The 9,455-nt window shown below is 50.3% G+C and carries 7 protein-coding genes; 1 reads left to right on the top strand and 6 read right to left on the bottom strand.

Translation table 11 applies throughout. The features are described 5' to 3' along the window. Positions 1 to 253 precede the first annotated feature (253 nt). The 6 genes from ACYVGO_RS06675 to ACYVGO_RS06700 form a co-directional block, all read right to left on the bottom strand. Positions 254 to 1,522, bottom strand: a complete 1,269-nt coding sequence (locus ACYVGO_RS06675) for an aminotransferase class V-fold PLP-dependent enzyme (RefSeq protein WP_460968497.1) — start codon at positions 1,520 to 1,522, stop codon at positions 254 to 256. Between the two features lie 142 nt (positions 1,523 to 1,664). Continuing rightward, on the bottom strand, positions 1,665 to 3,050 hold the full coding sequence (locus ACYVGO_RS06680; protein ID WP_460968499.1) for a M28 family metallopeptidase: 1,386 nt from the start codon (positions 3,048 to 3,050) through the stop codon (positions 1,665 to 1,667). A 180-nt stretch (positions 3,051 to 3,230) separates the two neighbouring features. Next, complete coding sequence (locus ACYVGO_RS06685; protein WP_460968501.1) at positions 3,231 to 3,767, bottom strand: hypothetical protein; 537 nt, start codon at positions 3,765 to 3,767, stop codon at positions 3,231 to 3,233. Between the two features lie 132 nt (positions 3,768 to 3,899). Further along, a complete protein-coding gene (locus ACYVGO_RS06690) occupies positions 3,900 to 5,930 on the bottom strand; it encodes a plastocyanin/azurin family copper-binding protein (RefSeq protein WP_460968502.1) in 2,031 nt (676 codons plus the stop codon). A gap of 33 nt (positions 5,931 to 5,963) precedes the next feature. Continuing rightward, positions 5,964 to 6,308 (bottom strand): tRNA-binding protein, encoded by a 345-nt coding sequence (locus ACYVGO_RS06695; protein WP_460968504.1) that lies wholly within the window; start codon positions 6,306 to 6,308, stop codon positions 5,964 to 5,966. A 68-nt stretch (positions 6,309 to 6,376) separates the two neighbouring features. Beyond that, positions 6,377 to 8,083, bottom strand: a complete 1,707-nt coding sequence (locus ACYVGO_RS06700) for a PA14 domain-containing protein (RefSeq protein ID WP_460968506.1) — start codon at positions 8,081 to 8,083, stop codon at positions 6,377 to 6,379. A gap of 137 nt (positions 8,084 to 8,220) precedes the next feature. Here ACYVGO_RS06700 and ACYVGO_RS06705 point away from each other — a divergent pair. After that, on the top strand, positions 8,221 to 9,455 hold a 1,235-nt coding region (locus tag ACYVGO_RS06705; RefSeq protein WP_460968507.1), incomplete at its 3' end, for a PQQ-dependent sugar dehydrogenase.

Here is a 9,455-nt window from a genome sequence, read left to right on the forward strand (position 1 = left end):
AATAGTAAAGGTTATAAGGTATTTATGTACCTACGGACTTATTGATTTGTATTAAATAACTGCCTACATAAAATTTGTCCTTTTTGGGCTTTCAAAACCCCCAACCCCCTGAAGGGGGCTTAGTTCACTGGGGAGAAAAGCCCCCTTCAGGGGGTTGGGGGTTTTGAAGACTAGCAAAACGGCGGTTAATTAGTTCAAATCAATAATCCCGTACTTTATTCTGATAGTACGCGGGCTAAAGCCCGTAGGTACATTAGGTAGCCAGTTCTTTCAATGCGTTCACGAATTGGTCCAGCTCTGCTGTCGTTGTGTATACGTGGGGCGTAACGCGTACCCCTTGCACAGGGGGAGAGTCAATAGCTACCGTAAATATCTTGTAGTTGTCGAACAGGATTTTAGCCAGTTCAGCGGGTGGTTTTCCAGCTATGCCTACGTTGGCGATGGCGCAGGAACGAGCGGGTGCTTCGGGTGTATTCAGGACGATGTTGGGATGATGATGTACCTGATCGGTCCAGTAATGTTGCAGATACCGAAGCCGGGCTTCCTTTCGCTCAATACCAATTCCCGTGTGAAATTTGATCGCGTCCTGAATAGCCAGATCGGTGGCTACGGGGTGCGTGCCGGTATGATTCAGCTTGCGGATATCGTTGTCGGGAACACTGCTATCAGCGAAGAGCGGCCAGAGGGGGGCAATTTTGTCTTTTCGCACGTACAGGATACCCGCGCCAAGCGGTGTGCCCAGCCATTTATGTAAACTGCTGGCGTAGTAATCGCAGCCACCGAGGTCACTCATCTTGAAATTTAACTGCGCGAATGCATGGGCTCCATCCACCAACACCTCCACGCCGTGTTTATGCGCCATCTCGGTGATCTGGCGAATGGGCAGAATCTGACCCGTAATATTCACCATGTGGCAAACCATCAGCAACCGCGTTTTGGGCGTGATGGCTTTTTCATACAGACTCACAATTTCCTCATCGGACTTGGGATGATTGGGTAGCGAAAGCGTCTTATTCACAATGCCGTGTCGCCGGGCCTGAAGCCTGAACATATCCTGCATAGCGCCATAATCCTGCTGGGCCATAATGGCTTCGTCACCTGCTTGCCAGTGCAGTCCGCCAATAACCGTATCCAAGGATTCGGTGGTGTTTCGGGTAATGATCAACTCATCCGTGGAGCAACCCAACAAGTTGGCTAGTCGCGTTTGTGACTCCCGTTTGTCGGCAAACTGGCGTGTCCGCATGTAATAGGACGATACTGTATTTACCTGCTGAATATGCTTCAGGTAGCTATCCATCACCGGTTGAGCAGCCAATGAATAATAGCCATTTTCGAGCTGAATGAACTCGTTTGTTACGGGGTAAGCCGACCTTATATTAGACCAAAAGCTTTCGTTTTGTGCCAGCGTAGCTGGAGATATATGCGCCACTTTAGCCAGCGTCTCGTCCAGACCTGCCCAGGTCGACAAGGCGGCTGTGCCAACAAGGGATTTTAGAAATTGCCGTTTAGAGAGAGGAGACATAGGAGAAGGGATTTAGAGGGAAATACTTAACCACAGAGATACAGAGACTTAACGGAGAAAATAGAGATTTAAGTGGTTTTTGAAAGAATTCACACCCCTATTCTCTGTGTTAAATCTCCGTGCCTCTGTGGTTAAAAAAATCTTACCGCAGATTCGGTACGGGTAGCACGGGCAAGCCTTCGTTTCCGTCTTCACTAACTGCCTGTACGGCGAAGTAGTAATTGTCTTTCGAGTAAGGCAACGTCATACCCAATTTCGTCGTGAAGAATTTCTTCTGCCAGAAGGGCCAGTAGGTTTCACGCATCAGTACGTAATAGCCTTTTACTTTACCAGCCTGGGGAGCTTGCCAGTAAAGAACCGTTGCGTTTGTCAGGTTCCGAACATCGACCGTTACTTTTTGTGGCACTGTTGGCGATTTGGCCAGATTGGCAAGGGTGGCCAGATTGACCGCTGTGTTTTTACGCAGGTATTCGAAATCCATGAACTTCGGATAGTCGCCAAACTCCGTACCGTTTTCGGTGCGCAGATCCTGGTGCTGGTGTTCGTAGTTCTCGTTCATCTCGGTCATGCGCACGGCGGCAAATCCACGCTGCACATAAGGTGTATGGTCGCCCCCACGCAGGTAGCGGTCGTTGCGATACACCATTACCACTTCCAGATTTTCGACGTAGCGTTCGCCAATTTCTTTCAGATACCGGGCCAGTGTACGGGCTTTACCGTCGTTCTCATTCCCAAATCGCTGAATCTGGCCAATACGACCAGTCGTGTCTTTGAGTAAACTAGATGGCAGCCCTTCACTGAAAACGCGCAGGCGGGTGTTGTCAATGATGCGGGTATCGCTGCTATTGTTGCTACCCATAATATCGTTGTTCAGCACGGCTTCCAGATTCCATTTTTCCTTGATCGCCCGCTCCGACAAATGCTCGGCTCCTAACAGTCCCTGTTCTTCGCCCGTCAGTGTAACGAAGATAACCGTAGCCGGAAATGACGACTTGCTCATAACCCGGCAAAGCTCAATAACGGCGGCTGTACCCGAACCATCGTCATTGGCACCCGGCGCGTCGGATTCTCGGTTCATGACGTTTGTAACCCGGCTATCCATATGGCCCTGTACAATGAAAACGCGGGTATCGGTGGGGTCGGTACCTTTGAGCGTAGCCATTACATTACCCATGTTGGCAGGCTTATCTACGCGTTTGCCATCGGGCTGGAGCGTCCAGGTATCGAGCGTGGCTGTCATTCGTCCACCCGATTGTTTGGCGTATTGATTGAACTTGCCCAGAATCCACTGGCGGGCGGCACCTAGCCCTTTTTTACCAACCTGAGCGGAAGCGTCGGCAGGTACGCTCAGCGTATGACGGGTGCCAAAACTAACTAGACCATTGATGTGCGCCCGCAAACTATCGGCTGAAACCTGGCTAATCAGGTCAGCTATTTGCGGATCTCGGTTTAAAATAGTTTGGGCGTTGAGTAGGGGAGAAAGGAGAAAGAATGAGACAAAAAGGATCGGTAACGATTTCGTTTGCATGAGTTTGCTGATTGAGTCAGCGAAACTAACAAAAAAGCGCAAACCAGCCTAGTTTGCGCTTCTGCCTACGCCCAAAGCCGATTAATATTTTGCAAATTGATGATCGGGCCAAATAAGATAATGGCAGTAGCCCTATGAAAATTCAGTTACGTAATTTGTGAATTACCCAGGAGGCTTATACTAGAATCCCAGCGAAATCCCCACGCCTATGGCGGTTCGTCCCGTTAGGGAGACAGGGTCGGCAGAAAACCCGATTCGGGGTTGCCGAAGCATTTCGTTGTAGCGTTTAACGGCCTTGTTAACCTGACTGTTACCGATAATCGACAGTGTTAACGAAGCCGCTATGGAACCGCCATATACTGACCAGTATGCGCCATTGGTTCGATTGTTACTCAGGAGAATATAGGCCAGCGGGACTAAAGCTGTTAATCGGCTCAACGTAGTTACGGTTCGAAAGACCTGAAAATGGTGGGATACATCCGGATCATTCAGTTCGAAGAACGGGATCTCCAGCGAATAGGGTGATGAGAGTTTTTTACCCCCATAAAAATAGAGACTTCCTAACGACGATGACCCGTAAGCTCGTTCAATGGGCAGCAGATGGGCCGGAACGGGCACAGTTCGGTAATGGGATGTATCGTCGTCGGCGCGTCGTCGTTGAGCGTGGACGGTTACTGAAATAAAAAAGAGTATCGTGAGTAGTGAAGCGGTTCGCATATGGATACAACGGGAAAACAACACGATTTAGCAGTTGGTGACATAAAAAACAATGACGCTTCCAATATGGGGCGTCATTGTTTACTGACCGGAAGGTAGCCTTCAATGGCCGAAAATGCCAGTTATCTTAATCTATTTCACAACTTTTAACGTTCCCTGCATCAACGAGGAGTGGCCAGGAAATGAACAGACAAACTGGTAATCGCCGGGTTCGGTAGGAGCCAGGAAATAGATCGTTTCGGACGTTTCGGGTTGAAGAATGTTGGTATGATACAGTACGTTTGGCGAATTTGGAACGTAGTTCATTTTTGGGCCATTCAAATTCAACCGAAGGGCTGCATCGCCGACGGCATTAGCGGCACCGGGCTTTGTAATAACGCAGTTGTGGAGCATGTCGTCGTTGTTATTGAACACAAGTTTGATCTTGCTGCCCGCTTTCACTTCCAGCTTGTCGACATCGAATTTCAGGCCAGGTTTGGTGCCGATGGTCAGGGATTGGTCGGGGCCATTGGTCCAGTTGGCGGGCATGGCAACAACGCGTTTCGCACTAACTGCTTTCACGTTTTTACTTGCGGTCGTAGCTGCTTTTTTCTCCATCGCCATCATATCGGCGTGTTCGTGCTTGGCAATAGCAACGGCCCGTGCAGGCAAGGTTAGCTTCTCGCCCGGCGCAATGGCGTTGAGGGTGTAGTAACCCGTTGCATGCAACAACGGCATACTTCCCGAAGCTGACCGAACACCTTCCAATTTTACTTCGTGTATGTAGCCTTCGCGAAGAACGGTATCGGCTACAATGCGGGCACTCATACCATCGGGGGCCACAACAACGCCCCGGATGGGTACAGGTTTGGCATCTTCAATAGGGCTTCCGTAGGTTTTGTGGTAGCGATAGGTGAAGCTATTGAGGCTGTAGCTTTCGGGGTTTTCGGCGGTTTTACGATCAACGGGTAGCGTAAAGGTTATCTCGAAACCATCGGGTTTAGAGGTAATGGTTTTCATCTCGAACGGTGTTTTGCCGGTCCAGACTAAGCGCTGAATGCCATACGGTTCTTTTCCCGTTGCGGCCCAACCCCGGCTTGTCATGCCCACGAACATAGAGCCATCCTGTCCCCAAACGGTACGGATAATCCCTGACTCGAAACCTTCGCGGAACGGGAAACAAGCCCCTTGCCACTCGCCGTTGACTTTTTCGAGTGCTACCCGCATAATTTTGCTGTGTCCCTGATCGCCTACGAATAATTGATCAGTAAATGGACCAAACGCACCATTGGTCGTGTCCTGTTTAAAGTCTGAGGTTGAAATACCCATGAGTGTATGGGGGAACCACACCGCCGGAACCTTCAGCTCTTTAATCGTTTTGGCCACCTCAAACATGGGTTTGCCTGTGCTTGGTACATTTTCAGGCTTAAGTGCCAGCGGTGAACCTGGCTCCCCCGACCAGCGAAGACCGGCAGGGTTACCCGCAAAAGCGCCTTTCGTCAAATGCGTCATCCGGCCTGAGCCAACCCAGTCGCCCTGGTTTTCGGTATAGAGAATACTGCCATCGCGCAGAAGTCCGAAACCGGCTGGTGAACGGAGGCCTGTTGCCCAGGGCGTCATCTCGCCTTTTTCGGTCAGTTTGAGCATCCAGCCGCGCCATTTAGCCAGGCTGGCACCGTAACCAATCCAGTCGAGGTTGAGCGTAATAACCATATCGCCATCGGGGAGCAGCAGTGGGCCGTAGCTATATTCGTGATAATTACCCGACAGTGGCCATTTATAGAACGAGCTGTATTCGTCGGCAACGTCATCGCCATCTTTATCGACCAGTTTCGTGACTTCGCCCCGTTGTGTACACAGGAAATACCCTTTTGGGTGCCACATCAGGCCCAGCGGCTCGTGCAGGCCCGACGCAAATTTTTTGAAGGTAGCCACCCGGCTACCCTGCATATAAGGGTTACTGATAATCCAGACCTCGCCCCGGCGCGTACAAACCGCCAGCCGACCATCAGGCAAAGGAGCCAGACCGCCTACTTCGAGTTTAATGTCTTCCGGAATCGGCAGGGTAACGATCCGGTAGTAATCTTCTTCACTCGCCGGTCGCTGGGCGAAGGTGAAATGAGTGAATGAGTAAATGAGTGAATGAGCGAATATAAGCATCGTTATGCGTACTAGTTTGCTCATTCTGCCTTGTACAGTATACATTGTCAATTAGTTTTAAGCAATTCGTAATCCATTTTGGGTTGGGCGTTCGGTTTGGAGCAGGGTTACGGAGCCATCATCAGCAACGGCACCCAGAATCAAACATTCGCTCATAAAGGTGGCAATCTGTTTCGGCGGGAAATTGACCACCGCCACCACCTGCTTGCCAACCAGGTCATCCAACTGATACAGTTTAGTGAGCTGGGCCGAGGTCCGTTTGGTGCCCAATTCGCCAAAATCAATTGTCAGTTTGTAGGCTGGTTTCCGGGCTTCTGGAAAGGCTTCTGCCGCAACGATAGTCCCCGTGCGGATTTCCACTTTCTCAAACTCAGGCCAGGTGATCTGGTTATTGATTGTCATTAGTAGTCATTATGGTCATTGATCGTCATTAATTGTCTTAGCTGAATGGCTACTAATGACTGACCAGTTTAAAATACAATCGAATATTGTACTGAACCTGCTCCGTTTTTCGTATCAACGGGTAGAAGCAATTCCTGCTTACCGTTACTCTGACGGAGTTTCACTTTAGCTTTCGGATCGAAGCGAACGAAATAGCTTCGGTCATTAACGGCATACAACCCTTTACCAACTTCCTCTAAGGCTGTTCCTGCCGCTACCCGGCAATAAGGGGTACCATCGGGCGAACCTGTCAGGGTCAAGGTCCGAACCAGCGCATTTCCTTCTGCCCGAGTGGCATCTGTTACCGTAGTTCCGGCCAGAGAATAACTGAGCGTTGGAACGCCCTGTTTGTCAATGGTCAGGCCTTTGTATTGCAGGACGTTTTCACCTACGCTATCGGGCCAGGCTGTTGCGTCATTCGTTAATACCATCAGTGGCGTTTGAGCAGGCAAATAGACGGGTGCTCCCAGCGGTGCGAGGAGTTGTGGCTCACCCCGCTCGTACCACATTTCAGTGGTGTTGGCAAAGTCACCTTTCCACGCCTGAATCAGCGCCATCTGGTTCAGGTCTACGGTGTAATGGAGACCAACCGGCGATCCAACCGACATACTATGGGTGCGTTTCGTTTTCTCGCCGGGCAGTTGTACAAACGAGCGGATGCGTTGAATCTGATTACCAGCGTCATTGAAATCGGGATTTACGCTAACAACGGCAACGGGGTCTGGTTCGGGAAGCGACGTTGGTGCGTGCAATGGTTGCGGACGAGTACCCGCCTGCGATACATACAGCCCCAGGCCCGGCCGAAACCAGGAGCGCGAGAAATACACCTTCACGTCGTGAGGGCCCGCCGTTAGTGGAATGGTATTCGAATTCGGCATGCCCAATTCAAGGTGATTGATTGGCAGCACCTCTTTCCCATCGATCCATAAGGCAGCCAGCCCACCCTGATTCAGGTCGAAGCGGTAATCACCAGCTTGTAAGGCGTTTAATTTGCCTGTAAAAAAGATCGTGTATTGACGAGGCTGACCATAGGAAACTTCGTAATTCAGCAGGCTGGTTGTGTCCTGTTTCAAGACTTTCTTCTTGGCCGCATCGTCTGGATTCTGAATATAGCCACCTTCTACAATGGTATAGCTTAGTGGACCAACCCATTGCGCTACGGTGCGGGGTGTCATAACCCGATAGCCAACATTACGAATGGCAACGTTGCCTGATTTGGCCAATAGTGTAAGGGGGCTTAATGCCTTACCCGCCAACATCTGCCCTTCGCGAACGGTTACGCCATTGATGGCCATCTTTTCGAGGACGGCTGACTCTTTTGAACTACCGATTTTGTACCATAAATCGACGGTTTGCCAGAGACCGGGTGCTTTTAATAAACGGGCAATTTCCTGTGAGTGTTCGAGACTAATCGACTGTCCGGATGGTAGGTTCAGAACTACATCGGCATTGGGCGTCATCAGTACATCGAAGCGAAGCCGGAAATCGGCCGTGGGCGTTAGGAGTGTTAAGGGCTCACTGGAACCTACCAGCACAGTATTGCCGGGTTTCGGTTGCATGGATGTACCATCGGCATTCGGGGATACCGAGCCTACTAACTGCCAGCCTGCAGGTTTAGTCAGTTGGGACAGCGCCAGTGGGGGTAAATCACTTTGTGCGTATAGGGGCACCGATAAGAGCCAGCCTAGCGATAGAACCGCTACTTGGCGGATAATTAATGTAACGAGTTTATTCATATGCCGGGAAAAGTAGCACTGCTTAGTTAGATACCCGTCAAAATTACCGAAATAGACTGGTTTGTAGATTTCATTAAAAAACTTTTAACATAAATCACCCGTTTAGCTCACGTACCGAAAACCTAATCATTTTCATTATGAAAGCAGCTCTGCTTTTACTGACGGCTGTAACTGTCGCCTTTACTGGCACTAAAAAACCTATAAAATCCCAGTCTAGTGCCTCATCAATAGCACCAGATCCGGACAACGGTGGCCTTAAACTCGCTAATGGCTTTGGCGCATTGGTGTTCGCTGATAACCTTGGGAAAGCCCGGCACATTGCCGTTAATAAAGAGGGGACAGTCTTTGTGAAGCTGGAAAAACTTAATGACGGCAAAGGTCTGGCTGAACTGACGGACAGCAATGGCGACGGACGCGCCGATCAGACCGTTATGTTTAGTACCAATACGGGCACGGGGGCGGCTATTTACAACAACTACCTTTATGCTTCGTCGGATACGTCGGTTTACCGCTATAAACTGACCAACGGCAAGGTACTGGAAACAACGCCCGCCGAACCAATTGTTTCGGGTTTAACGCTCCAACGTCAGCATGCCAGTAAGTCAATGGCGATCTCGCCCGACGGGAAACTGTTCGTGAATTTTGGTGCCCCATCGAATGCGTGTCAGGAAAAAGACCGGCAGAAGGGCTCCAAAGGGATGGACCCCTGTCCAATTCTGGAAGAGTATGGAGGGATATGGCAGTTCGATGCCAACAAATTAAACCAGCATAAGGCTGATGGGAAACGCTACGCAACGGGTATCCGGAATGCCGTAGCGCTCGACTGGAATACGGCAACCAATACGCTCTACGCGTTACAGCACGGCCGCGATAACCTGAACAACTGGGGTGGTGTATTTACCGATGAGTATAGCGCCGAGTTCCCGTCTGAAGAAATGCTAATGGTAAAGGAGGGTGCTGATTTTGGCTGGCCGTATTGCTACAATAACCACGAGAAAAAACAGAAATTACTAGCTCCTGAATATGGTGGTGATGGTACGAAAGTGGATCGTTGCGCCGGGAAGGACAAACCCATTATGGCGTTTCCGGGCCATTGGGCACCGAATGATCTCTTGTTTTATACGGGTACCAGTTTCCCGGCCCGTTACAAAAATGGGGCCTTTGTGTGCTTCCACGGGTCCTGGAACCGCGCTCCTCTCAAACAGGGTGGCTATTTTGTCGCATTTATTCCGTTTGGAAAAGACGGTCGTCCATCGGGTAAGTACGAAGTGTTTGCCGAGAATTTTGCGGGCGTACCCGAACTGGGAAAACCCGGTACCGATGTGAACGCTGGTAAACTCGACCTCGCCAGTCCGGTCTTACGTATCAAAGC

The organism is Spirosoma migulaei, from assembly GCF_054776855.1.

Coding starts and splice junctions, on each gene's coding strand:
- ACYVGO_RS06695 (WP_460968504.1), bottom strand. CDS start 6,308: ATGACAATCAATAACCAGATCACCTGGCCTGAGTTTGAGAAAGTGGAA.
- ACYVGO_RS06675 (WP_460968497.1), bottom strand. CDS start 1,522: ATGTCTCCTCTCTCTAAACGGCAATTTCTAAAATCCCTTGTTGGCACA.
- ACYVGO_RS06685 (WP_460968501.1), bottom strand. CDS start 3,767: ATGCGAACCGCTTCACTACTCACGATACTCTTTTTTATTTCAGTAACC.
- ACYVGO_RS06700 (WP_460968506.1), bottom strand. CDS start 8,083: ATGAATAAACTCGTTACATTAATTATCCGCCAAGTAGCGGTTCTATCG.
- ACYVGO_RS06690 (WP_460968502.1), bottom strand. CDS start 5,930: ATGAGCAAACTAGTACGCATAACGATGCTTATATTCGCTCATTCACTC.
- ACYVGO_RS06680 (WP_460968499.1), bottom strand. CDS start 3,050: ATGCAAACGAAATCGTTACCGATCCTTTTTGTCTCATTCTTTCTCCTT.